General features: G+C 37.4%; 25 protein-coding genes. 21 read left to right on the top strand and 4 right to left on the bottom strand.

Annotated features, from left to right (window positions below):
• Nucleotides 1–90: 90 nt before the first annotated feature.
• The 14 genes from TY13_RS21235 (at nt 91) to TY13_RS04380 (ending at nt 16,821) form a co-directional block, all read left to right on the top strand.
• Nucleotides 91–921: a methyl-accepting chemotaxis protein gene (locus TY13_RS21235; protein ID WP_407637704.1), complete on the top strand. Its 831-nt coding sequence runs from the start codon at nt 91–93 to the stop codon at nt 919–921.
• Nucleotides 922–953: 32 nt separating this feature from the next.
• Nucleotides 954–1,307: a hypothetical protein gene (locus TY13_RS04320; RefSeq protein WP_042472086.1), complete on the top strand. Its 354-nt coding sequence runs from the start codon at nt 954–956 to the stop codon at nt 1,305–1,307.
• A 243-nt stretch (nt 1,308–1,550) separates the two neighbouring features.
• Nucleotides 1,551–3,089 carry a tRNA (N6-isopentenyl adenosine(37)-C2)-methylthiotransferase MiaB gene (gene miaB, locus TY13_RS04325; protein ID WP_042472089.1) on the top strand — a complete coding sequence of 513 codons (1,539 nt, stop codon included), beginning with the start codon at nt 1,551–1,553 and terminating at the stop codon, nt 3,087–3,089.
• Nucleotides 3,089–3,523, top strand: coding sequence for a RicAFT regulatory complex protein RicA family protein (locus TY13_RS04330; RefSeq protein WP_042472091.1), 435 nt, complete (start codon nt 3,089–3,091; stop codon nt 3,521–3,523). The genes miaB and TY13_RS04330 overlap by 1 nt, the downstream gene beginning before the upstream one ends.
• 339 nt (nt 3,524–3,862) lie before the next feature.
• A complete protein-coding gene (locus TY13_RS04335; protein WP_042472093.1) occupies nt 3,863–6,040 on the top strand; it encodes a sensor domain-containing protein in 2,178 nt (725 codons plus the stop codon).
• A 345-nt stretch (nt 6,041–6,385) separates the two neighbouring features.
• The gene (locus tag TY13_RS04340) at nt 6,386–6,970 is read left to right on the top strand and encodes an O-methyltransferase (protein WP_042472097.1); all 585 of its coding nucleotides are present in this window, start codon (nt 6,386–6,388) and stop codon (nt 6,968–6,970) included.
• Nucleotides 6,971–7,276: 306 nt separating this feature from the next.
• Nucleotides 7,277–8,698, top strand: a complete 1,422-nt coding sequence (gene aspA / locus TY13_RS04345; protein ID WP_042472100.1) for an aspartate ammonia-lyase — start codon at nt 7,277–7,279, stop codon at nt 8,696–8,698.
• A gap of 127 nt (nt 8,699–8,825) precedes the next feature.
• Entirely contained in the window at nt 8,826–9,422 is a 597-nt protein-coding gene (gene cotE / locus TY13_RS04350; protein WP_042472102.1) for an outer spore coat protein CotE, read from the top strand.
• A gap of 383 nt (nt 9,423–9,805) precedes the next feature.
• Nucleotides 9,806–12,370 (top strand): DNA mismatch repair protein MutS, encoded by a 2,565-nt coding sequence (mutS, locus tag TY13_RS04355; RefSeq protein ID WP_042472105.1) that lies wholly within the window; start codon nt 9,806–9,808, stop codon nt 12,368–12,370.
• 12 nt (nt 12,371–12,382) lie between these two features.
• Entirely contained in the window at nt 12,383–14,236 is a 1,854-nt protein-coding gene (gene mutL, locus TY13_RS04360) for a DNA mismatch repair endonuclease MutL (protein WP_042472107.1), read from the top strand.
• A 55-nt stretch (nt 14,237–14,291) separates the two neighbouring features.
• The gene (locus TY13_RS04365; RefSeq protein WP_042472110.1) at nt 14,292–15,203 is read left to right on the top strand and encodes an alpha/beta fold hydrolase; all 912 of its coding nucleotides are present in this window, start codon (nt 14,292–14,294) and stop codon (nt 15,201–15,203) included.
• Nucleotides 15,190–16,095 carry a tRNA (adenosine(37)-N6)-dimethylallyltransferase MiaA gene (gene miaA, locus TY13_RS04370; protein ID WP_042472112.1) on the top strand — a complete coding sequence of 302 codons (906 nt, stop codon included), beginning with the start codon at nt 15,190–15,192 and terminating at the stop codon, nt 16,093–16,095. Before TY13_RS04365 ends, miaA begins: the two co-directional genes overlap by 14 nt.
• Nucleotides 16,096–16,242: 147 nt before the next feature.
• A complete protein-coding gene (hfq, locus tag TY13_RS04375; protein ID WP_042472113.1) occupies nt 16,243–16,470 on the top strand; it encodes an RNA chaperone Hfq in 228 nt (75 codons plus the stop codon).
• 48 nt (nt 16,471–16,518) lie between these two features.
• Complete coding sequence (locus tag TY13_RS04380; RefSeq protein ID WP_042472115.1) at nt 16,519–16,821, top strand: rhodanese-like domain-containing protein; 303 nt, start codon at nt 16,519–16,521, stop codon at nt 16,819–16,821.
• 44 nt (nt 16,822–16,865) lie between these two features.
• Here TY13_RS04380 and TY13_RS04385 read toward each other — a convergent pair whose 3' ends face one another.
• On the bottom strand, nt 16,866–17,471 hold the full coding sequence (locus TY13_RS04385) for a trimeric intracellular cation channel family protein (protein ID WP_042472117.1): 606 nt from the start codon (nt 17,469–17,471) through the stop codon (nt 16,866–16,868).
• A gap of 163 nt (nt 17,472–17,634) precedes the next feature.
• On the opposite strand from TY13_RS04385, the gene TY13_RS04390 reads away from it, so the two are divergent.
• The 5 genes from TY13_RS04390 (at nt 17,635) to TY13_RS04410 (ending at nt 21,813) form a co-directional block, all read left to right on the top strand.
• Nucleotides 17,635–18,882 carry a methionine gamma-lyase family protein gene (locus TY13_RS04390; protein ID WP_042472121.1) on the top strand — a complete coding sequence of 416 codons (1,248 nt, stop codon included), beginning with the start codon at nt 17,635–17,637 and terminating at the stop codon, nt 18,880–18,882.
• Between the two features lie 340 nt (nt 18,883–19,222).
• Nucleotides 19,223–19,597: a MerR family transcriptional regulator gene (locus tag TY13_RS04395; RefSeq protein WP_042472124.1), complete on the top strand. Its 375-nt coding sequence runs from the start codon at nt 19,223–19,225 to the stop codon at nt 19,595–19,597.
• 33 nt (nt 19,598–19,630) lie between these two features.
• Complete coding sequence (glnA, locus tag TY13_RS04400; protein WP_042472126.1) at nt 19,631–20,965, top strand: type I glutamate--ammonia ligase; 1,335 nt, start codon at nt 19,631–19,633, stop codon at nt 20,963–20,965.
• 96 nt (nt 20,966–21,061) lie between these two features.
• A complete protein-coding gene (locus TY13_RS04405) occupies nt 21,062–21,256 on the top strand; it encodes a hypothetical protein (RefSeq protein WP_042472128.1) in 195 nt (64 codons plus the stop codon).
• Between the two features lie 107 nt (nt 21,257–21,363).
• Complete coding sequence (locus TY13_RS04410; RefSeq protein ID WP_042472130.1) at nt 21,364–21,813, top strand: hypothetical protein; 450 nt, start codon at nt 21,364–21,366, stop codon at nt 21,811–21,813.
• Nucleotides 21,814–22,020: 207 nt separating this feature from the next.
• On the opposite strand, the gene TY13_RS04415 is transcribed toward TY13_RS04410, so the two are convergent.
• The 3 genes from TY13_RS04415 to TY13_RS04425 all read right to left on the bottom strand — a co-directional run bounded on the left by TY13_RS04415 (nt 22,021) and on the right by TY13_RS04425 (nt 24,885).
• Nucleotides 22,021–23,292, bottom strand: coding sequence for a murein hydrolase activator EnvC family protein (locus TY13_RS04415; RefSeq protein ID WP_052344213.1), 1,272 nt, complete (start codon nt 23,290–23,292; stop codon nt 22,021–22,023).
• Between the two features lie 202 nt (nt 23,293–23,494).
• Nucleotides 23,495–24,211 carry a ZIP family metal transporter gene (locus TY13_RS04420; protein ID WP_042472132.1) on the bottom strand — a complete coding sequence of 239 codons (717 nt, stop codon included), beginning with the start codon at nt 24,209–24,211 and terminating at the stop codon, nt 23,495–23,497.
• 341 nt (nt 24,212–24,552) lie between these two features.
• Complete coding sequence (locus tag TY13_RS04425) at nt 24,553–24,885, bottom strand: hypothetical protein (RefSeq protein WP_042472134.1); 333 nt, start codon at nt 24,883–24,885, stop codon at nt 24,553–24,555.
• Nucleotides 24,886–25,074: 189 nt separating this feature from the next.
• Here TY13_RS04425 and TY13_RS19660 point away from each other — a divergent pair, with 189 nt between their 5' ends.
• Complete coding sequence (locus TY13_RS19660; RefSeq protein ID WP_052344214.1) at nt 25,075–25,485, top strand: helix-turn-helix domain-containing protein; 411 nt, start codon at nt 25,075–25,077, stop codon at nt 25,483–25,485.
• A 15-nt stretch (nt 25,486–25,500) separates the two neighbouring features.
• The gene (locus tag TY13_RS04435; protein ID WP_042472137.1) at nt 25,501–26,208 is read left to right on the top strand and encodes a DNA alkylation repair protein; all 708 of its coding nucleotides are present in this window, start codon (nt 25,501–25,503) and stop codon (nt 26,206–26,208) included.
• The last annotated feature ends 59 nt before the right edge of the window (nt 26,209–26,267 follow it).

Genomic DNA, 26,267 nt, shown 5'->3' on the forward strand with positions numbered 1-26,267 from the left:
GAAGTGGTTAATAATAGTGCAAGCTCTGTAGGGGAAGCAAATGAGAGTATTCGTGCAAGCTCGCAAACAATGACGGAATCTGCACAGCAAATGTCAAAAAATACAGATGGCATTACACGCAGTATTATTGAATCAACAACACATTTAACATCAAATACAGCGATGATTCAAGAGGTAGCAAGCAATATTGTAATCATTACAAATCGAGTGCAGACAATGAAGGAAAATATTGCTGAAACGGTTAAGCAAGCAAAGCAGGGAGAGCAAGAAATCGCTGTGAATATGTCGCAAATGCAAGTAATTGAACAAGCGATGATTGAGACAAATGCGAAAATGCATAAGCTAGAGCTACAATCACAGGAAATTTCACAGGCTGTTGATATTATTCAGGCAATCGCTAATAACACGAGTTTGCTTGCACTGAATGCAGCTATAGAGGCAGCCCGTGCAGGAGAAGAGGGAAAAGGTTTCTCAGTTGTTGCAAATGAAGTGAAAAAGCTAGCACAGCAATCACTTGACTCAACAAAAACAATTACAGCAATCGTTAAAACGATACAGGAAGACACACAAGCTGCTGTGGGAATGATGGAAGTAGCAAATGAAGCAGTCCATTCAGGTATCCAAGTAACAACTCGCACTGCAGATAACTTCCGAGCAATCGCAGCACGTATCGAGCATGTTGAGCCACACATCGCGGATGTATCAATAACTATCGAAAAAATGTCACAATATGCACAAAACGTGGCAGATCAATCAAGAGAGCTAACACAAATATCTGAGGAAAATAGCACCCAAGTTGAACAAATTGCACAACAAACAGCACAGCAATTAAAAATAACGACAAATATGCATGAGCAAATCGGGCAGATTTCCAAAAATACACGCTCCTTAGCGCATGCACTTAATAAATTCATTGTATAATGAAGGGACAGCAATGAATTGAGGTGTTTGAATTGACGAACGTCATAGATTTTATTACAAGGCGCGAGCAAAAGGAATTCAGCAAATTAAAGCGTTCAGTGGAAGGTAGCTATTATAAAGCTGAAGAATTGCAGCGTCTCGTCAATGAGCAGCAGCTACAAGTCAAGGACCACACGCTATTTTTAGGCTTTTTACTCTACTTACAGGAGCGCGATATCGACGCCTTAACGATTTTTAAGGATTCCTTTTCGATGCCACGCTATAAATTTGAGCATCAATACAATATGAAATGGTGGTCAGTTGCACAACTAGGCTTCACTTTTTTAGCCATTTTAAAGGATAATGAACCAGAGGAATATGAGCGTTTTTTTGATAATGTGGAATAAACTCCTCGCAATGTGGAATAAAAGCTCAAAAACATGGAATAAATTACTCAAAACATGGAATAAATTATTTATGCAAAAGTAGGTGGTAGAATATTACTACCTACTTTTGTAATTAATCTAAAAAATTCACACAAAGTCCTTAACAATTGAAGCTTGAATAGTGTTCTTTCTTTGGAAATTCGTTATAATAGTTTAATGGATATTCGTATGCACGAAATCAACTGAAAGGAGTATATGAGCTCGATGAATGAGGAACAACGATTAGCAGGCAAGCAAGTTAATCAACCAAAACCTGCGGCTGAAAAAGATTATAGCAAATATTTTGAAAAAGTATTCACAGCTCCTTCTTTAAAAGATGCTAAAAAGCGCGGCAAAGAAGAGATTAAATATCATAAGGATTTTACAATTGACGAGCAGTTTTTAAATATGGGTAATGGGCGCAAGTTCTATATTCGCACATACGGCTGTCAAATGAATGAGCACGATACCGAGGTGATGGCAGGTATTTTTATGCAGCTCGGTTATGAGCCAACAGAGGATATCGAGCAGGCGGATGTCGTGCTACTAAACACTTGTGCAATTCGCGAAAATGCAGAAAATAAAGTATTTGGTGAGCTGGGCTTCTTAATGAAATATAAGCGCCGCAACCCTGAAATGTTAATAGGGGTATGTGGCTGTATGTCACAGGAGGAATCTGTTGTTAATAAAATTTTAACAACATACCAGCATGTTGATATGGTATTCGGTACACACAATATCCATCGCCTGCCAAATATTTTAAAAGAAGCATATATGTCGAAGGAAATGGTTATTGAAGTGTGGTCGAAGGAAGGCGATGTAATTGAAAACCTTCCAAAGCAACGCCTCGGCTCAATTAAAGCATGGGTTAATATCATGTATGGCTGCGACAAGTTTTGCACGTATTGTATCGTACCATATACGCGTGGTAAGGAGCGCTCTCGTCGACCAGAGGAAATTATAGCAGAAGTGCGTGAACTAGCAGCAAAAGGCTATCAGGAAATTATGCTACTAGGACAAAACGTTAATGCGTACGGTAAGGATTTCGATGATATCAACTATCGTCTAGGTGATTTAATGGACGAGCTGCGAAAAATAGATATGCCACGCATTCGTTTTACAACGAGTCATCCACGTGATTTCGATGATCATTTAATCGAGGTTTTGGCAAAGGGTGGTAACTTAGTTGAGCATATTCATTTACCTGTGCAATCAGGCTCAAATGAAATTTTAAAAATCATGGCACGTAAATATACAAGAGAGCATTTCCTTGATTTAGTGCGTAAAATTAAAGAAGCGATGCCTGACGTTGCATTATCAACTGATATTATCGTTGGTTATCCAAACGAAACGGAGGAGCAGTTCCAGGAGACCTTGGATTTATATCGTGAGGTAGGCTTTGAAATGGCCTACACATATATTTATTCACCTCGTGAAGGAACACCTGCTGCGAAAATGGTTGACAATGTACCGATGGAAGTGAAAAAAGAGCGCCTACAGCGTTTAAATGCAGTGGTGGAGGAATTATGTGCTGCGGCATTGAAAAAGCTTGAAGGTGAAGTAGTAGAAGTGCTTGTAGAGGGTAGCAGTAAAAAGCGTGATGATGTATTAGCAGGCTACACACGTAAAAATAAGCTAGTGAACTTTGAAGGTCCAATGGATTTAATAGGGCAGCTAGTAAAGGTGATAGTTGTGGAAGCGAAAAGCTACTCATTGCGCGGAGAATTTGTGGAAATTGTAAAACGACATGAGGTGCATAGTTAATGACAACATATTATACAAAAGATGACATCATTGCAAAGGCAAAAGAAATTGCGCATATGATTGCTAATACAGAAGAAGTAGAATTTTTCAAAAATGCAGAGGCACAAATTAACGAAAATCAATTTGTGCGCGAAAAAATTGCTTCATTGAAAACATTACAAAAGCAAGCAGTGAATTTTCAACACTTAGGTAAAGAAAAGGCGTTAAACATGATTGAAGGCAAAATTGAAGACATTGAACAGGAAATTGATGAAATCCCTGTTGTGCAGCAATTTAAACAATCACAGATGGATGTTAACGATTTATTGCAATTAGTTTCTAATGCGATTGCAAACGCAGTAACAAACGAGATTATTGAATCAACAGGCGGCGATTTACTGCGCGGCGAAACAGGTTCGAAAGTACAAAATAGCGTACCTGGCAGTTGCTCATAATAGCGTAGAAATATGTAAGGGGTATGAGAAAGACAGAAAAAATCTGCTTTCTTATACCCCTTTATTTTTATTTGTAATGTTTCTATTTCCTCTGTAGATGGAAGGTTCAGATGTCAGGAGTCAGCAAATTTACCTTTAATACATATAGTAAAGATTTCAGATTGTTAGTTGAGATATAATAGATTCATAAAAATATAGTCAATATATCAAAAAAATACATAATTAATTTAAAATGGTTTGTCGAACAGAGTGGAAAATGTTATAAATAAGTAAAATGAACTAATGGAATTTGTGGGAGTCTAATACATTTATTAAACGAAAAACAAAGAAGGGTAGCCAATGGATAAAAACAACAATAACACAGTTGATAGGGGACAATTGTATTTTGGTTTATGCCAAGTAGCAAAGCAATTTGAATCAGGGTTAGTTATTTTAGATGCACAGCAGCAATATAGCATAAAATTTGCAAATAATATTTTTGCTAGCATGACTGAATATAGTAACGATGAACTAATTGGCTCAACATTATCAATCTTAAATGGTCCATTAACAGACCAAAATAGCGAATCGCTTATTTATGAAAGCCTTCAACTAGGACTGTCACTAAAGTTATCGGTATTCCATTATCGAAAAGATCAGACCGCCTTTTGGAATGAATTGTCAATTATTCCTATAAGAGACCACGAGAGTATCGTACAATTTTACATTGTAGCAGCTAGAGATATTACAGATTCTATTAATGTGGAATCATTGATTACTGTTGAACGAGAAGCTTATTCTGAGCTAGAGCAAGGGGCAAATATTACAGATGTTTTTGAGCATCTTTGTAGACACATTTCTACAACATTACAAAAGAAAAGCTATACCTGTATATTTTTAATTGAAGAAAACCGCTTACAATTAATAGCATCAAATACATTACCCAAAAAAATAAAGAAAATCTTTAGTCAGATTGATAGTTTGAATTTAGACTATAGCAATTTTTTACAAGCAATAATACAAGAACGATATGTTATTCATGATTTAGTACAGCAACCGCAAGAATGGGCAAAAATTTTACAACAAAACGACATGGAGGCAGTCTGGCACCAAGCAATTAAAACACCTGAAGGAGAGCTTGTAGGTATATTCTCTTTATTTTTTGAGGAGCCTATAAAATTCCCGCGACCAAATGAGCTCAAATTTCTAGATAGAGTTGCGCCAATTATTACGCTAGCATTGAAATATTTTAATCAAAAAAAAGAAATTTTGCAGTTAGCCTATTATGATGAGAAAACTGGGCTACCCAATTTTACACTATTTCAAAATGAGTTAAATCAATTTTATCAAGAGGATTATAGTGGTGTTATTTGTATAATTGAACCTGGAGAGTACCAAAAGGTTGTAGATTTATATGGGAGGCAAGGTGGTGATGCATTATTGTTGCAGTTGGCACAGCGAGCAATGCTTATTCCAGCATTTGAAAATGCACTTATCGCCCGATACACTAATTCCTCTGTTATTTTAGCAAGCAAATATGCTATCAACGATGAATTGGAAAAGTTATTGCAAGAAATTATCGTTGAACCTTTTACAATTGAAGGAAAAAGTGTTTATATTACTTTAAAAATTGGTACTTCAAACTACGGTAAAACAATTTTAAGCGCTGAGGCAGTCAAGCATGCGGATACGGCATTATCTGTTGCATTAAAAAGTGCAGGTACGACGATGAAAGTATACGATGAATCACAAGTTCAAACACTACAGCTCGAAATGGACGTACTATCCTCTTTTTCATATGCATTAAAAAATAAAGAATTTGTGCCTGTACTACAGCCAAAAATGAATATTCAAACAGGTCAAATTGAAGGTTTCGAGGCACTAGCCCGATGGTTTTCAGAGAGCCTAGGCTTTGTATCACCAGCTATTTTTATTCCTGTTGCAGAAAATACAGGTAATATCCATAAAGTTGACCGCGTTATTTTAAGAAAAATTTTAACGTGGCAAAAAGAGAGACAAGATGCTGGCAAAAAAATGTATCAAATCGCAGTCAATATATCACCAAGCCATTTTTATGACCCTAGCTTTGTAGAAAGTATGAAGCAGATTATTAATGAATATGGAGTCGAGCCGCAATATATTAAATTTGAAATTACTGAAAGCGTAGAGCTTGAAAATATGATTCGAGCAAAGGGAATTATTAGCGAGCTAAAAGCATTTGGCATTGCTATGTCGATTGATGATTTCGGCGTAGGTTATTCATCGTTAGGTTATTTAAAAGAATTGCCATTTGATGAAATAAAAATTGATAAAAGCTTTATCGACCATTTATCAGATGAGCGAATGAACGCAGTTGTTCGCACACTTATTCAATTATCGGCAAATTTGAATATGAAATCTGTAGCAGAAGGCATTGAAACGGAAGAGCAACATTTGGAACTACAAAAAATTGGCTGCCAAGTTGGACAAGGCTATTTTTATTACAAGCCAATGACTTTAGCAGAAGTAGAGCAACTACTAGATGATGAAACGTTATAGTAATATAATGAAAAGTTGCCCCATAAATATTTCTTTTTCGGGTAGCCTTATCTTCTATATTAAATATTTGCTAAAAAACGATTACTCGTCGCAATGGTATGTCTCAAAATGGCTTCCCAGACACGCTCTTTTATGTTGTTGCTAAAATCAACCAGGTAATTTCTGTGAATATTTACAAACTAAAACTTTAAATATGCCCGTTTTTGTAGGTGAAATTTAATAATATTGACTAAAATAAATCTAATTCACTGGATGGGCTAATACAGATACTTAGATGAGTTCACTTTGGCTCATGTTTTAATTTGTAAAGGAATTTATAGATGAAATTAAAAAGGTGGTTTATTGATGATGCTAACAAAATATCGTTCTAATACATATATTCCTGAATTGGTGAAGGCCAGTAAAATGTTAGCACAAAGGCATAATTTTGAGCATTCCTGTTCAGATGAGGCCGGAAGATTGTTAGCAGTGCTTGCAGGTCAAATTGCACATGGGAAAATTCTTGAAATTGGAACTGGCTATGGTGTAGGTAGTGCATGGATTCTTTCTGCTATAGCGCCAAATGTACAGTTTGTCTCAGTGGATTGTGTAAAGGAAAAAATCGATGCCGTTTCCAAAATAATTTGTCATCAACGGGCAGAGTTTCTAGTAGGGGATTGGAAAGAGGCGATAGCAAAAGGCCCCTTTCAACTAATCTTCGCTGATGCAGCTGCTGCTAAAACAATTGAAGGGGTACAACTATTGGAGACCTTAGCAGTTGGAGGCATGTTAGTGATGGACGACTTTACGCCAGAAGAACATTTTCCAGAAGAATGGAAAGGGGAACCTGATAAAGTTAGGGAGTTTTGGCTAAATCATAGGGAATTAATTGCCACGGAGATTTATCTAACACCAACAACTTCAGCCATCCTTGCAACCAAACTAGAATAATGCAAGTATAGATGCTATACATTTTCATACAAAAAACTAGGAATTGGTTTATATTAAAATAGTTATTTGAAATATAGTGAGTGAATAAATGAAGTAGACAAAGTCGATTTTTACGATTTTGTCTATTATTTTTTAAATAAAATCCTCAGACAAAGATTTTCAAACTTCTTCATTTCAATTGCTTAAAAAAAATTACGAATAAAGTCGAAAATTGTTTACAATCTACGAAAAATTGGCTACTATCATGTTGAATAGATATCAAAATTAGATGAAATAGATATCGAAATTAGATAAAGGGGATACTTTATGGAACAGCAAATGCGTATAGAGAAGGATTTTTTAGGAGAACGTCAATTACCAAGTGATGCGTATTATGGTATTCAAACACTACGTGCGACTGAAAACTTTCCTATTACTGGTTTATCACTACATACTTCGTTAATTCGTGCAATGGGTATAGTAAAAAAAGCAGCAGCTTTAGGAAATATGGAAGTTGAATTATTGCCGAAAGAACTAGGTGTAGCCATTGTCGTAGCAGCAGATGAAGTTATCGAAGGAAAATGGGATAAGCAATTTATCGTAGACCCAATTCAAGGTGGAGCAGGAACTTCAATTAACATGAACGCTAATGAGGTGATTGCCAACCGTGCTTTAGAAATTTTAGGTAAAGAAAAAGGCGATTATGCAACAATTAGCCCGAATAGCCATGTTAACATGTCACAATCGACAAACGACGCCTTCCCAACAGCAATTCATATCGCTATTTTAAGTTTAATTGAAGATTTATTAGCAACAATGCAGCATATGCAAAATACATTTGAAATGAAGGCAGAACAATTTGCGCATATCATTAAAATGGGGCGTACACATTTACAAGACGCTGTTCCAATTCGACTTGGACAAGAGTTTGAAGCATATAGCCGCGTAATTAGTCGTGATATTAAACGTATTGCACAAACACGTGAGCACTTATATGAAGTGAACATGGGAGCAACAGCTGTAGGAACAGGCTTAAACGCAGTGCCGAATTATATTTTGGCAGTAGACCGTCATCTAGCTGAGCTTTCTAACTTCCCATTAACAGGTGCAACAAATTTAGTTGATGCTACACAAAATACTGATGCTTATACAGAAGTATCAAGCGCATTAAAAATTTGCATGGTCAATATGTCAAAAATTTCAAATGACATTCGTTTAATGGCTTCAGGTCCACGTGCAGGATTAGGTGAAATCTTCCTACCAGCACGTCAACCGGGCTCGTCAATTATGCCAGGTAAAGTGAACCCAGTTATGCCAGAAGTATTGAATCAAGTTGCATTCCAAGTAATTGGTAACGATCATACAATTTCAATGGCTTCAGAAGCAGGTCAGCTAGAATTAAACGTAATGGAGCCAGTATTAGTATTTAATCTAATCCAATCGTTAAGCATTATGAATAACGTTTTCGAGGCGTTCACTGAGCACTGCTTAAAAGATATTCAAGCAAATGAAGAGCGCATGAAAGAATACGTAGAAAAAAGCGTTGGTATTTTAACTGCGGTTAATCCACATATTGGCTACGAAACAGCGGCTCGCTTAGCAAATGAAGCGATTCAAACAGGTCGTTCAATCCGTGAGCTATGTATTGAAGCAGGTGTGTTAACAGCAGAGCAATTAGACCTTATTTTAGATCCATACGAAATGACGCACCCAGGTATTGCGGGCGCAAGCATTTTGAAGCATCGATAAAATGAAATTGGTGGGGATTTTCCTTATGCCGCACTAATTATGAACATGAGATATTCCCTCTTCCTAGCACCATTTAGGCGAGTGCCGCATAGACTATGGCGAGCCACATAGGAAGGGGGATTTTTCGTTGAAACGATTACGTCAAATTGTGACAAAGGCAGTTGTAGCGAAGGGAAAGAAGCGTATTGAGAGTGTTGAAACGCTATGCCCGCCAAATGTTCCAACGAGTATTTTAGGGTGCTGGGTAATTAATCATCATTACCAAGCTAAAAAGAATGGAAATTTTGTTGAAGTGTCAGGGAAATTTGATATTAATGTATGGTATGCTTACAATCAACATTCGAAGACGGCTGTTTACACAGAAACAGTAACATATCGCGATCGAATTAAATTACAATATCGCGATGAAAAAGTGAAGGATACAAACGATATTCATACACATGTTCTACAGCAGCCAAACTGTGTTGAGGCAATTATTGTAAATGGTGATAAGTTCCAAGTAACGATTGAGCGGGAGTTTTTAGTGGAGTTGGTTGGTGAAACGACTGTTTGTATCCATGTTCATCCATTAGAATTCGAAGATGAATGGGAGTTTGAAGAATCATCATCCTCAAGCTCTTCATCTATACTAGGTAGTACCAGTTCCTCAAGCTCTTCATCTATATTAGGTAGCACCAGCTCTTCAAGTGTCCGCCATATAAAAGAATCATCATCATTCCAATAAGCTAAGCATAGGCAAGGTGAAATTCACTTTGTCTATGCTTATTTTTTTAAGGGAAGCATCGAATTTATCTTTTAGTGGTATGAAGGGTTTTAAAGGAAACCTACACAATGCGTCAGGAACATGGGGAAATCGCAGATAACTTGAGAGAACCACAGATAAGTCATAAGAAAACGAAGATAACTCATAAAAAATCAACAAATTAGATTCGAGGATAGGTTTTCTAATTCTGTGTTATTTAGTATAGATAAGCCATTTAGATTTCTCTAGCTAAATAATTGATGCAATTTTTCCTTCTTTGTAAAGGGGACTAACATGCACAACGCATGTTTTTTTTATATAATAGTAAATATGACGATAGAAATTGATTAAAAGAGGTTTTATATATGACTACATACACACCGATGATGCAACAATATTTAATGATAAAAGAAGATTATAAGGATGCCTTTTTATTTTTTCGTTTAGGCGATTTTTATGAACTATTTTTTGAAGATGCAGAGCGTGCATCGCAGTTACTAGAAATTACATTAACGAGCCGCGATGCGGGTAGTAAAGAGCGTATTCCAATGTGCGGTGTGCCACATCATTCTGCTAAAAGCTATATTGAAACACTTGTTTCAAAGGGCTATAAAGTAGCGGTTTGTGAGCAGACAGAAGATCCAAAGGCAGCGAAGGGGGTTGTGAAGCGAGAAGTTGTACAACTGATTACACCTGGAACGATTACAGAAGGAAAAACGATTGATGGTAAAACAAATCATTTTATCGGTGCAGCAGAATATATAGCTAAGCAGCAAATTGCTTTTGCAACACTTGATATTTCAACGGGTGAGGCGACAGCGACGGTTATTGAAGGAGATATTAAAACATTATTCCAGCACCTGCAATCATACGCAATTCGAGAGCTTATTGTTGGTGAAGCATTAAATTTGGAAGCTGCAGAAATGGCACAAACATTAAATATTGTGCTGTCAATTGAGAATGAAGAAATGCAGCAAGCAGAACAATTTACTGCTGGCTTACCTAAAAATGTAAAGCCAATTGCAAGCAAGCTTTTACGCTATATTGAGCGCACGCAAATGCGTTCCCTCTCCCATATTCAGCCATTCCATTTTACTGAAATGAACCATTACTTATCGATTGATGCCAACTCAAAGCGCAATTTAGAGCTAATGCAATCCATTCGCGGAGGAGATCAAAAAGGCACGCTTTTATGGCTGCTTGATGAAACAGTAACTGCGATGGGGGGGCGAAAATTAAAGCAATGGTTACATCAACCACTTGTACAGCGCGCTAAAATTGACAATCGTTTAACAATTGTTGAGCATTTATTGGAAGACTTTTTTATACGTGAGGAGCTGCGCGAGCGTTTAAAGCAAGTGTATGATTTGGAGCGTTTAGCTGGTCGGGTTGCATTTGGTAATGTAGGGGGGCGTGATTTAGCGCAGCTACGTGAATCGTTGCGTCAAGTGCCTGCTATTCGTGAACAGCTTTTGACAAGTACAAAGGAGCCATTACGTCAGCTAGGTGAGACGCTTGATTTATGTGAAGAAATTGAGCAGCTACTTGCAAAAGCAATTACTGACCATCCGCCGATTACGATTAAAGAAGGCGATGTGATTCGTGATGGCTATAATGAAAAATTAGATGAATTGCGCTACGCTGCACGCAACGGTAAAGATTGGATTGCTCAGCTAGAGCAAAAGGAACGTGAGCTAACAGGCATTAAAAACTTAAAAATCGGCTATAATCGCATCTTTGGCTATTATATCGAAATTACGAAATCCAATTTTGGCAACGTTGATTTAACGCGCTATGAGCGCAAGCAAACGTTAGCTAATGCGGAGCGTTACATTACACAGGAGCTGAAAGAAAAAGAGGCTATCATTTTAAATGCTGAGGAGCAAAGCTTAGCACTTGAATACGATTTATTCGTGGCATTACGTGATGAGTTAAAAGCATATATTCCTCGTGTACAAGCACTTGCTTCAGAGATAAGTGAGTTGGATGTATTCATAAGCTTTGCCTTAATTTCTGAGAAATATCATTTTACTCGTCCGACATTCCATGAAGGGCGCACATTAACGATTAAAGAGGGACGTCATCCTGTCGTTGAAAAAATGCTGAATAAGCAATTATATGTGCCGAATGATTGTATTTTACCAAGTGAGCGTAATATGATGCTTATTACAGGACCAAATATGTCTGGTAAAAGTACGTATATGCGCCAAGTTGCTATTACTGTTATTTTGGCACAAATGGGTTGTTATGTTCCTGCAAAAGAGGCGCATTTACCAATTACTGATCAAATTTTCACCCGTATCGGTGCGGCGGACGATTTAGCAGCAGGGCAGTCCACTTTTATGGTTGAAATGCTTGAATCGCAATATGCAATCACACATGCTACAAAAAATAGCTTGCTATTGTTTGATGAAATTGGACGTGGTACATCGACGTATGATGGAATGAGCTTGGCACAAGCAATGATGGAGTTTATTCATCAGGAAATTGGCGCAAATACATTATTCTCAACACATTATCATGAATTAACAGAGCTTGAGCATGACTTAGAGCGATTACAAAATGTACATGTTAGTGCAACTGAACGTGATGGTAAAGTTGTCTTTTTACACAAAGTCAAAGAGGGTGCAGCAGATAAAAGCTATGGTGTGCATGTAGCAGAATTAGCAGAAATGCCACAACCTATTATTGAACGTGCAAGAGTGCTATTAACGCAATTTGAGGCTAAAGAAGTAAAAATTGTGAAGGAAGCACCTACTGCCCCAACATTAGTGGCGGAGCAATTAACGCTCTTCACGGAGCAGCCTACAATATCACAAGAGGAGCAGGAAGTGCTAGAGATGCTAGCTAAGGCAAATATAATGGGTACGACACCGCTTCAAGCAATGACGCTACTGCATGAATTGCAGCAAAAACTATTGAATAAATAGAGGTGAGTGCGAATGGGGAAAATCCATATTATGGACGAATGGCTGTCCAATAAAATTGCGGCAGGTGAAGTAGTAGAGCGTCCTGCATCTGTTGTCAAGGAGCTCGTAGAAAATGCGATTGATGCTGGTGCGACAACAATTGAAGTATTTTTAGAGGAAGCGGGATTATCATTTATCCAAGTCGTCGATAATGGTAGTGGCATGAGTGAAGAGGATGCACTGAAATCCTTTGCACGCCATGCCACTTCGAAAATTGAAAAAGAGCAAGATTTATTCCGTATTCGCACACTCGGTTTCCGCGGGGAGGCATTAGCCTCAATTTCATCGGTCTGCAAAATGACGATGAAAACATCGGATGGTCAAGATGGAGCAGAGTTGTATATTGAAGGTGGCCATATTAAAAGTCAGCAGCCAGCAGCTTTACGGCAAGGAACAGATATTACTGTAGCGCAATTATTTTATAACACGCCTGCGCGATTAAAATATTTAAAGACTGTGCAAACAGAGCTTGGTCATTCGATCGATTTAATAAATCGTTTAGCTTTAGGTAACCCACATATTGCCTTTAAGCTAGTGCATAATGGACAAGTGCAGCTACAAACAAATGGACGTGGACAAGTGCAGCAAGTGCTAGCGGCAATTTACGGAGCACATAATGCAAAGAAAATGTTTGCATTCAAAGGGGAGACGAATGATTATAAAGTACATGGCTTTGCGACATTACCAGAGCTAACGCGCGCTTCGAAAAACTATATTTCGGTATTCGTCAATGGGCGCTGGGTAAAGCATTATTTAGTACAAAAGGCAGTCGTTGATGCATTTCATACGTATTTACCGATTGAACGTTATCCAATTGCAGCATTATTTATTGAAGGTGACCCTCAGCTAACGGATGTCAATGTGCATCCTGCAAAGCATCAAATTCGTTTAAGCAAGGAAACGGAGCTTTTACAATTAGTAGAGCAAACAATTCGTGATTCTGTGCGCGAAGTTGTCCGTGTACCGTTAGCTGCAAAGCCGAAAAAGCTCGAAAAATTGCCGAGTGAGCAGATGAATATATGGAAGCCCGCTCCAACATTTAACGAGGATAAAATGGCAGCTATCGTCAATCGTTTAAACGAAAATAAGCTAGAGCCTGCCCCTTTAAGAGGAGAGCCAGTTCAAATAAAGGAAAGTACACCGCCATTAATAATGGAGCAGCCCGTTGTAGAAGAGCAAACAACGCAGCTACTGGTGGAAGAGCCTGTAATGGATGCACCGTTACCAAAAGAAGAGAATGCTCCATTCCCACAGCTTGAAATTATCGGGCAAATTCATGGCACATACATTGTTGCACAAATGGAGGACGGCTTTTATTTAATTGATCAACATGCTGCCCAAGAGCGTATTAAATATGAATATTACCGGGAAAAAGTGGGCGAGGTTGATGCAAATGAACGTCAAACGCTACTCCTGCCTTTAACATTCCATTATTCAGCAGATGAAGCACTGCGTTTAATGGAACACCAGCAAGGCTTACAGGAAGTCGGTATTTATTTAGAGCCTTTTGGGCAAAATTCCTTTGTTGTACGGGAGCATCCAACTTGGTTCCCGAAAGGCTTTGAGCAGGAAATCATTGAAGAGCTAATTGAGCAAGTGTTGACAACACGCAAAGCGGATGTAAAAAAACTGCGTGAGGAAGCAGCGATTATGATGAGCTGTAAAAAGTCGATTAAAGCGAATTATTATTTAACAAAGGAACAAATGGATCAGCTGTTGAATGATTTAAGAGAGGCGGAAAACCCATTTACATGTCCACATGGACGCCCTGTATTAATTCATTTTTCAACATATGAGCTAGAAAAAATGTTTAAGCGTGTTATGTAAAGTTAACAATGAAAACTTTACTGCCTGTTAATAAGGGATAAAAAGGGGGATTTTTATGGAACAGCAGCAACAATTTTTAACGATGCGAGATGGGCAACAAATTTTCGTTCGTACATTTGAGCCTGAGCATACAATCGGCCATATTCATATTTTACATGGAATGGGCGAGCATTCAGGGCGTTATGAAGAGTTTGCTAAGCTACTTTGCGCAGAGGGCTATTATGTATCAATGCATGACCACCGAGGGCATGGTCATACTGCGCAAGGCAATTATGGGCATTTTGCGGATGAGCGTGGCTTCCATCATGTTGTATTAGATGTGTTAGAAGTACTTTTATATCTACGCAAAACGGTTACAGCACCACTTACGTTGTTTGGGCATAGTATGGGCTCATTTATTACACGTCGTTTTATTCAGCTATATAGCGATCAGATTTCGGCTTGTATTATTTGTGGCACAGGCGTTACGTCGGCAACACATTTAGCGGGCAATCAACTTGCTAATACTTTAGCGAAGACACAAGGAAAGCAAACGGCTAGCCCTTTGATGAATCGTTTAAGCTTTGGTAGCTTTAATAAAGCGTTCGCAAATACAACAACAGAGTTTGATTGGTTATCACGGGATGCGGATGAAGTGCAAAAATATATCGATGACGAAATGTGTGGCTTTATTCCATCACATCAGTTTTATGCAGATTTAACAGAAGGCTTGCTGTTAGTTCATCGCAAAGAGGAAATGGCGCGTACACGCACAGATTTACCAGTACTATTTATTAGTGGTAGCCACGATCCTGTCGGTGATTTCGGCAAAGGCGTGTTCAAAGTTGCTGAAAGAATGGTTGATGTTGGCATGGAAAATGTGACAGTACATCTATTTGAAGAAATGCGCCATGAAATTTTAAATGAAAAAAATAGACAGCATGTACACGATGTTGTATTACGGTGGTTGAAAAATGTTAAAAACTAATTTTGATGTTGTCGCGATTATTGGTCCGACAGCATCAGGCAAGACAGCATTAAGCATCGAATTAGCGAAGTTAATAGATGGGGAAATTATTAACGGTGATTCGATGCAGGTTTATAAAGGGCTTGATATTGGAACTGCCAAAATCACACATGCTGAAATGGATGGCATCCCTCATCATTTACTTGATATTAAAGAACCGACAGAAAGCTTTTCTGTTGCGGAATATCAGCAGCTTGTGCGAGCGAAAATCGCTGAAATTGGAGCGCGCGGCAAAGTGCCTATTATTGTGGGTGGTACAGGTTTGTACGTGCAATCTGTGCTATTCGATTTCCAGTTTACAAAAGAGGAAGTGAATGAAGAGGCACGTTCTCTTTACTACAAGGAGCTAGAAAAAAACGGCCCTGAGGCAATGCATGCAAAACTAGCAGCGTTAGATCCAGAAACGGCGCGAACAATTCACCCAAACAATACAAGGCGAGTTATTCGAGCGCTAGAAATGATAGAGCTAAGTGGTACATCAAAGGCTGCAGATGAGCATAACAGAGGGCATATCCCGTTATACAACCATTTAATTATCGGTTTAGATATGGAGCGCGAAAAATTGTATAAGCGCATTGATATGCGTGTAGATATTATGTTGCAGCAAGGTTTAGAGCAAGAGGTTAAAGGCTTCTATGATGCAGGTCTTCGTGATGTACAGGCAATGAAGGCAATCGGCTATAAGGAATTATGCGCTTATTTTGATGGTCTTGTTTCGTATGAGGATGCTGTGGAGCAAATTAAGCAAAATTCAAGGCGCTATGCAAAGCGCCAGCTTACGTATTTCCGCAATAAAATGGAAGTGCAGTGGATTGGTACAGACTGGGAGCAAGTAAAGGCACTTTTTCATTAAGGAATTTGAAAAAATAGAAGGAAATTTATAAGACATACCGAATATTTACTAATGGTCATAAAATAGCTTGGTATTTGCTGAGGCAATGTCGATTTTAATGTTTACTCAAAAGTAAATACCATACAAATAACAAAGGCGGGTGCTTACGTGAAACCAATTAATTTGCAAGATACGTTTTTAAACCAGTTACGTAAAAATAATATATTTGTAACGGTCTTTTTATTAAACGGCTTTCAACTAAAAGGTTTAATAAAATCCTATGATAATTTTACCGTATTGTTAGAAGTAGAAGGTAAGCAGCATTTGATTTATAAACATGCAATTTCGACGTTTGTTCCAGCAAGTACTATAGATATTAATAAAGAAGATATATAGTTCGCTACTTATACTATATAATAGAGAGCGAATCGGAGGTTTATAGTGATGAAAACAATGACAACAGAAGAACTAATTAATTTACTTGATGCAAACGAGGATTTACATGTAATTGATGTACGTGAAGATTTCGAAGTAGCGGATGGTGTAATTCCTGGGGCAGTGCATATTCCGTTAGGCGAAATTCCAAATAGCCTAGAGCAGCTTGATAAATCAGTGCCTTATATCCTTGTATGTAAAGGTGGCGTGCGCAGTGCAAACGCTTGTGAATACTTAGCAGAGCAAGGCTATGATGTAACGAACCTAGAAGGCGGCATGCTTGCTTATGATGGGGAGTTAGAATTTAAATAAATAAAAAAGGGCGTCCCAAATGGCTTGGGACGCTCTTTTGGAAATTATTTCACTAGCAGCTTTTTACGTGGTAAGCGCCAGCCTCGTAAATAAGATAAAATGCGTAATGCGGTTACCAAAGCGAACATTACATATAAAAATACGTCACCTGTAAAAAATTGAAGCCCAATAATTAAGCCAGCCCCAGCTGCCCACATTGCGTAAATCTCATCGCGTAATATTGTTGGTTTGCGACGAGCGAGTAAATCTCGCACGATTCCGCCGCCTGAGCCAGTTAAAACTGCCGCAACAATGACGGCACTTAGAGGTAACTCTAATTTAATCGCATACATCGCTCCCTGCACTGCAAAGGCAGCTAAGCCAATTGCATCAGATAAATTCCCCCAGCGATTCCAATGTTTCATAAATCTATATGGTACTAAAAAGAACAATGTAATTGCAGCGAGTGCAATTTGAAACATCATTTCTTGACTCCATAAAGTAGTTACCGGCAAGCCAATTAATAAATTGCGTATAGCTCCACCGCCGAATGCTGTTACAACGCCGAGCAAATAAACACCGAATAAATCATATTCCTCTTCCATTGCAACAATTGCACCTGATAATGCAAAGGCGATTGTTCCGATAATACTAAAAACTTCCCAAGCCATTTTCAAACCCCTTTAAACATGTATAATAAAAATTTAAGTCAGCAAAAACGAGCATAACAATTATCTAAGCAATAGTAAAGAGTAAATAGTTGACGTGATGAAAATAGTTGATAAGATGGGAGAGGATTAAAAAACTAACTAGAAAAAATGTAAGGAGACACCGATGTTTACGTCAAATTTAACAGAACAAACATTAGAACTTGCTGCTCGTATTGAAAATAAAGTAGTAGAGTTTCATAAAAAAGCGGATGAAATTGCTTTTTTTAATCAACAGAAGGTGTTAACGGCCTTTAGAGAGAATCACGTATCTGATTATCATTTACATCCTTCAAGCGGATACGGCTACGATGATGAAGGGCGCGATAATTTAGAACGTGTATACGCACAAGTATTTGGTGCAGAAGCAGCAATTGTACGTCCACAAATAATTTCAGGTACGCATGCCATTACACTTAGCTTATTCGGTGTTTTGCGTCCAGGTGACGAACTTGTTTATATTACGGGAAAACCATATGATACGCTACAGTCAATCGTTGATGGTGGTGATAAGGATACAGGCTCACTAAAGGATTTTGGTATTAAATACAGCCATGTTGACTTAATTGATAATAAAGAGATTGACTGGGATGGGGTACGTTCAGCAGTTAATGACAAGACAAAAATGATTGCAATCCAACGTTCGAAAGGCTATGCAAGTCGTCCATCGTTTACAGTTGCAGAAATTAATATGATGGTGGAACAAATCCGTTCAATCGTACCACAGGCCATCATTTTTGTAGATAACTGCTATGGAGAATTTGTTGAACAGATAGAGCCAACAGAAATTGGCGTTGATTTAATGGCAGGCTCATTAATTAAAAATCCAGGTGCTGGTCTTGCGAAAATTGGTGGCTATATCGCAGGGCGTGCCGATTTAGTAGAAAAATGCGCGTATCGTATGACATCGCCTGGTATCGGTGCCGAGGCAGGGGCAACATTGAACACTTTAGCTGATTTTTATCAAGGATTCTTCTTAGCGCCACATACTGTCGCTCAAGCGCTAAAAGGTGCAATTTTCACTTCAGCTATGCTAGAAGAAATAGGTATGATAACTTCGCCGCACTATAGCGCGCCTCGTACGGATTTAATTCAATCGGTTTCATTCCAAACAGCCGAGCAAATGGTAGCATTTTGCCGTGAAATTCAAGCAGCATCACCAATCAATGCACATTTCGCTCCTGAGCCAGCTTATATGCCTGGATATGAGGATGACGTTATTATGGCGGCAGGCACATTTGTTCAAGGCTCAAGTATTGAACTAACAGCAGATGGTCCAATTCGCCCACCATTCACCGCTTTTGTGCAAGGTGGCTTAACATATGAGCATGTGAAATATGCAATATGCAGTGCTGTTCAAAAATTAATGAAATGATTGATAAGGTTGTCCAAAAAGTAGCCTAACGTAGAAACCACTGAAAAAATCGATTTACACCAAATCTCTTGGTATAAATCGATTTTTTCCTTTTTTAGAATTGAAAAATTCCAAAATATTACGAGGTTTTTCAGTGGCTTTTTTAACGCTGAAGAAATTTAGAAAAATGATTGTTTCCTTTGACATATTGAAAAAGTAAAAGTGGATTTTTCATTATTTAAAGGTATTTTCGACTTCTTAGGCTGCCACATTTTTTTCACAAAATCCATGTGAGGTTTCCTTACATGGTCGTTGACATGATAAAATGTGAGGCGTATTATAAAAAACGGAGGTGAATTAAATGGGTAGTGAAATTCGTCGATCTATGCCAGTGCTGCCAATTAGTATCGTAATGCAGTTAACAGATTTAACGGCACGTCAAATACGGTATTATGAAGAGCATAATTTAATTCAACCGCATCGCACAGAAGGAAATAGACGAATGTTTTCGTTAAACGATATTGATGTATTGCTAGAAATAAAAGAGATGCTTGAGCGGGGCACGAATATGGCAGGAATTAAAAAAGTATTCGAGCGGAAGAAACAGCTAGCCTCAGAGCAACAAGAAATTTCTGATCGCGACTTACGCCGTATTATGCGGGAAGAAATGCGACAAGCGCGTAACATGCAAAAAACATCTATTCGTCAAGGGAACTTTTCGCGTTTTAACCAATAAGTGAGAGTAAACTAATTTAGGAGAGTGGTACATTTGGGTAAGTACACAAAAGAAGATATTAAAAAACTGGTGCAAGAGCAAGAAGTAAAATTTATTCGATTGCAGTTCACTGATATTTTAGGAACGATTAAAAACGTAGAAATTCCAGTTAGTCAATTAGACAAAGCGTTAGATAATAAAATGATGTTCGATGGTTCTTCGATTGAAGGCTTCGTCCGCATTGAAGAGTCAGATATGTATTTATTCCCTGACTACGATTCATTTATGATTTTCCCATGGACTGCTGAAAAAGGGAAAGTAGCACGCTTTATTTGTGATATTGCAAACCCAAATGGCACACCTTTTGCAGGTGATCCACGCTCAAATTTAAAACGTGTACTAAAAGAAATGGAAGAAATGGGCTTCACTAATTTTAATTTAGGGCCTGAACCAGAATTTTTCTTATTTAAGCTTGACCAAAAAGGCGAACCGACTTTAGAAGTGAATGATCATGGAGGCTATTTCGATTTAGCACCAACAGATTTAGGTGAAAACTGCCGCCGTGATATCGTACTTGAACTAGAGGAGATGGGCTTTGAAATTGAAGCATCTCACCATGAAGTAGCACCAGGTCAGCACGAAATTGACTTTAAATATGCCGATGCAATCAAAGCATGTGACAATATCCAAACATTTAAATTAGTAGTGAAAACAATCGCTCGTAAACATGGTTTACACGCAACATTTATGCCAAAGCCTTTATTTGGTGAAGCTGGGTCAGGAATGCACTTTAACGTTTCTTTATTTAAAGGAAAAGAGAATGCATTTTATGATGAGCAGACGGAGCTAGGTCTATCTGAGACAGCAATGCAATTTATGGCTGGTGTATTAGAGCACGTACAAGGCTTTACGGCAATTACAAACCCAACGGTAAACTCATATAAACGTTTAGTACCAGGTTATGAAGCACCTTGCTATGTAGCATGGTCAGCACAAAACCGTTCACCATTAATTCGTATCCCATCATCACGTGGCATTTCAACACGTGTGGAAGTGCGTTCTGTAGACCCATCTGCAAACCCATACTTAGCAATGGCTGTTATTTTAGAAGCTGGTTTAGAGGGAATCCGTCAAAAGATGACACCACCCCCAGCAGTAAACCGCAATATTTATGTAATGACAGAGGAAGAACGTCAAGCAAATGGCATTGAAAATCTACCGGCTGCATTAGACGACGCATTAGTTTTATTAGCGAAAGATAAAGTTGTACAAAAAGCATTAGGCGAGCATATTTATGCGAACTTTAAAGAAGCAAAAGAAATCGAGTTTGAAATGTATCGCTCAACTGTCCACCAATGGGAACGCGACCATTATTTGAAGATGTATTAAGAGAAAAGCGTTGGAGCTATTAGGTTCCAACGCTTTTATTTTATCTTGATTCAGCAATGTTTTTATGCGACGAGTAATCGCAGGAGCAATGTTTTTATGCGACGAGTAATCGCAGGAGCAATGTTTTTACTGCGACGAGTAATCGCAGGAGCAAATCTTTCCTATTGCGAAAGCGAAGCGCCAGATACAGAAAGCCCCCATCCCCATAGAGAGGAGATAAATGCCCTAGCAGATGTAATAGATTTTGAAGAGTTTCCCTCGCAATCTCGAAAAAATTTGGACAAGAATTAGCCGAGGCGTAATTGATAAGGTATTTTTATCTGAAATTATAAAAATAATATAGAAATTCCTCCATTTACTGTGTATAGTGTTATTAGACTATTTGGAGGAGGTTTAATGTGGGAATTGTAATTGCAATTGCGTTTATTATAATTGGTCTTATAGTCGTAGTAATGCTTTTTGCAGCCGCGATAAGTAGTGCGAACTTAAGGGATCAAAAGCGAAGAGAATTAAAAACAAAGAAAAAGAATTTAAATGCGTTAGTACATACAACTTTAAAGCATTCGGCAGGATTGCCATTACCTCATGATACAATATGCGATTTCTACTACAGCAATGACAAGATTGTAATTGAGGGTGGAGGCAGTACATTTAATTTATCTTCTACTAAAATAATCGACATTACTCTGAAAACTGAAAATAACATGAACTTAATTATAGCTTATGATAACGATTACGGAATACCAAGGTATATTAGTTTTGATGCATCTGGTAGTTTTAAAGCAATAAAAATAGTTACCTTGTTTAAAAAGCAGCCCAGGGCTACACGTCGATCGATTGAATTATAAATGTTTTTATTATGCCAAATTGAGAGTGTATGTAAACTACATCTAAAAGTATCATATTTAATAAAGTATAAGGTTTCTTTAATACAACTTAAAAATGTACCCTGTAAGCTAGATTAGTCTAAAGCGTCTATCTTATAGGGTACATTTTATTGGCCTTATGGTTCTGTATATTATTTTAAGTAGCCATGCATTAAATCAAATTAGTTTTTAAAAAGGAACATAGCGTAAAGGATTAACGTGACCGACTTTTTGTCCAGCCCAAGTACCAGTATGTAATTCAAAATGTAGGTGTGGTCCAGTTACACGACCTGTCATACCCATTTTACCGATTTCTTGTCCTTTTGAAACGGTTTGACCGGATGTTACACCAATGGAACTCATATGAGCATTTACAGATGTAAAGATTTCACCATTAATTGAATGTGTTACTATAACAACATTACCATAGGTGCTTAGCGGCGCAGCGTATGAAACTATACCATCTGCAGCAGCAACGATAGGTGTGCCTATGGAATTCGCAACATCCGTGCCGTAATGGAACTCTTTTCCGCCAAAGTTTCTCCAGCCATATGGGGAAGTTAAAACACCCTTTGCTGGGGTTGTCCATGTACCGCTGGATGTCACAGGTAATACTGTTGAACCAGCAGCTTGGCTTCTTTCTTTACGTCTTTGCTCTTCCTGACGTGCCAACTCGGCTATACGTTTTTGTTCAGCAATAATTTTAGCTTCTAAGTCTTTGCTAATTTCATGAACTTCTTGATATTCTGCTTCCAGAAGTTCTTTTGAATCCTTAAGTTTTTCTTGTTCAGCTTCTAATTGATCAATTAAAGTCGTTTTATCAGCTTTTTGGCTATCTAATTGTGCTTTTAGAGATACTAATTCATCATGACTTTTTTTAAGAGATGCGCGCTTGTCTTCTAACACTGCTTTCTTCTTTTCTAATGCATCTATATCCTTTGCTTGCTCCGCCATTATATTACGATCTGCTTCCATTAATGTATCTACAGCTGAAAAGCGATCAATAAAATCTACAAAACTATTTGCACCTAACAATACATCGAGATAACTAATGGGACCACCGCTTACCTGAACAGCACGTGCACGCTCCCTTAATAGTGCATCTCGATTATTAATTTTCTCTTCTAAACCTTTTATATCATTTTGCAAACTTTCAATTTCTTCATTTGTCAGATTAATATCCTTGTTTAACTTTGCGATTTTATCCTCTGTTGTAGTTATTTTTTTATTTAGCTCTAATATTTGCTCCAGTAATTTTTCTTGTTTTTTTTGGTTCGCTTGAATATTATTCTCTTTATCTTTAATTTCACTATTTAATTCTGTCTTTTTTTGCTCCATCTCAGATTGCTTACCTTTTAAATTACTTAAAGTATTTGCAGTGGCTTGCGAACCAAATAATAATGTTGAAATTAACAACATAGAAGTTCCAGTCAAAGCATAGTTAGTTAACTTTTTCTTCAATTAATAAATCCCCCTACTGCAATAAATCGATAAATAGCTATTGTTTATTCTATTTTATTGTTTATTTTTAACAAGTTAATTGTACCATTTAATATCAATAGTTAATTTTACAGTTTGATTTCAAATGTATGCAGAAATTATGCACTTCTTTTACAAAAAAGGATTGAACAAATAATGTCAATCCAAGTGTAACGCTATTGAATTATAATAATAATTTTAGATAGACCCCTATTATTCCCAGTCCTATTAAAGTACTAACTAAAGCTTTAAATATTGAAGGTTTAATAAGTACTGGGTATAAAATTTCTGATATAGTCACCATAAAAATAATCCCGATGGTAAAGCTTATTAAAATCGTATTTATTAATTGGGAATCTAATCCTAAAAATCCGCCAATAAAGACTCCTAAAGAAACAGGAATTGATACAATGAAGGCAGCTAAAATACCAATAAAAATATTTATACCTGCTAAAATTAAAGGCGTGAACAAAATAATTCCTTCAGGGATACTATGAAATATGAGAGTTTGCAATAAGGTAATTGTAAAATCAGATTTTTGATTCGCACCTAAAATAATTCCCATAGGTATATTGTGAACCGAAAAACTAAACATTAATAATAAACCTGTACGAATATACAATCTTTTTTTTGATGTGCTCTTAGTATCATTGTTAGAGTGCAGTCTATTATGTAATATTTCGAATACAATTACTCCTACAGCAAGCCCAATAGAGGTGATTAACCAACCCCCTAGTTCAACTGCCTCAGGGAAAATCTCGAAACTAATCAGTCCCAAAATTATACCAGCACAAAGACCATAAATGATGTCTACCTTTTGTTGTAGTCCCTTAAAAAGCCAAGCAATAATTCCACCTATTAGCATACCTGAAGAAGTACATAGAAATCCTAATAACCACATTCCACATGATCACCTTTCAAAGATTATAATTAGTGGTATGATTATTGGAGTGGGTTTATGAATATCTCAATTGGTGACAAGTTGCCATAAAGGTATATTTGAATATGAGGCATTTGGCGAATAAGATATTGAAATGTGTTTGTACCAAACTATTAACACATTCAAAACTGATCGTCTATAAGAATGTGATTATTATTTGAAGATGTATTATAGGAAGTTTAAGAAACAAGAAATTTTAGTTACTATTCAAAAATACTTTGTTATAAGGAGAAAGGATGCTTAGTGATTTAGGGAGCATCCTTTTAAAATAGGTTTATGCGGTCAAAATGAAGAACTTTTAGTCATGAAGAAATCGCCTTTTCTATAATTTTTACATCTGTTTCCACATCATCGATTCTTTTGGTGAGGCTTTGGATTATAAATTGCACTTCGATATTTTTTACCGTTTGTTCTCGAATCACTTTGGTTGCTGAGCTGTTTTCGCGAACTTCTACCGTTACCGCTTCTAACCGTGCAATCATAGAACTAAATTGAGTTTTTAAAGAATCTAATCGAATATTCATGGAAACAAATGGGGAATCTAAGGAATTCAATTTTGTTTCAATCTTATCTAAACGTTGCTCAAAATGATCAAATTTATGAACAATTAATTCTAGTAATTCGCGGTCAAACATTTTTTCAGCTCCTTTTTGATTGGTTTTTCTACAACAATAATAACTAATTGTTAATCATATTTATTCCCCGACTAAAAATGAACATGATAAACTATATCTATATTTGTTTAACTAAATTTATAATACAACAAAAGAGAACTTAATGCAACTTGTAAATTCTCTTTTGTTTATATATGAGGTGAAAAGTATATGAATGTGAACTTTAAGGGCGTTGGTGAGCGTATTGCTGCCAAAATTAAGGAGCAAAAATTAAAGCAAATAGATGTAGCAAGAGCAACAGGAATTTCTAAAAATGCTATTAGCAATTACATTAACGGCAATCGAATTCCTGATACGGAGTCAATTTATAAGCTAGCTACCTTCTTTTCTGTATCAATCGAGTGGTTGCTAATAGGGGAAAAGTGTTATTCCACAGCCTCGGAAATATTGACTGCAAGTGAAGCTAATACACAGTATAACACTCAAAATAAAGAAGATAAGGCCATTATCCAAAAGCTACTTCTATTAAATGAAAGGCAAAAAGGCAAGATTGAAGAGAGGATAGATATGCTACTTCTGGAGACAATGGGCAATACAGATACTATAATTGAGAACGACTAGAAAGGGTGAGTTTATATGGATTTTCAAACAGTGATGCAAGAGCTAGAAGCATTGGGAAAAGAGCGCACGAAAAAAATATATTGCTCTAATGGTGCAAAAGAGCCTGTTTTTGGTGTTGCAACAGGTGCTATGAAGCCGATGGTAAAAAAAATTAAAACGAATCAAGAGCTTGCTGAAGAGCTATACGCGACTGGTAATTATGACGCGATGTATTTTGCGGGTGTTATTGCAGAGCCAAACACGATGACGGAGGCCGACTATAACCGTTGGATTGAGCAAGCGTATTTTTATATGCTATCAGATTATGTTGTGGCGGTTACGTTAGCGGAAGCCGATATTGCCCAGCAAGTAGCGGATAAATGGATTGCAAGTGGTGAGGAGCTGAAAATGTCGGCGGGCTATAGCTGTTACTGTTGGTTATTAGGCAATCGTAAGGATGAGGAATTTTCACAAAGTAAGCTTGCAAGTATGTTAGAAGCTGTGAAAGATACAATTCATGCTGCACCTGAGCGAGCTAAATCTGCAATGAATAATTTTGTGACAACTGTTGGTGTATCTTTTAAACCATTGCATGAGGAAGCACTTTTAGTTGCGAAAGAAATAGGGGTTGTTGAAATGAAGAAGGATGGTAAAAAAAGCAGCTTCTTGAACGCACTACAAAACATTGAAAAAGAGATAGAAAGAGGTCGCATAGGCTTTAAGCGCAAACATGTAAGGTGTTAACTTGATTCAGCAAATCGTTACTGCGACGAGTAATCGCAGGAGCAAATGTTTGTTGTATC

Source organism: Bacillus ndiopicus, from assembly GCF_000612805.1.
In the GTDB taxonomy this organism is placed as follows: Bacteria; Bacillota; Bacilli; order Bacillales_A; family Planococcaceae; genus Metasolibacillus; species Metasolibacillus ndiopicus.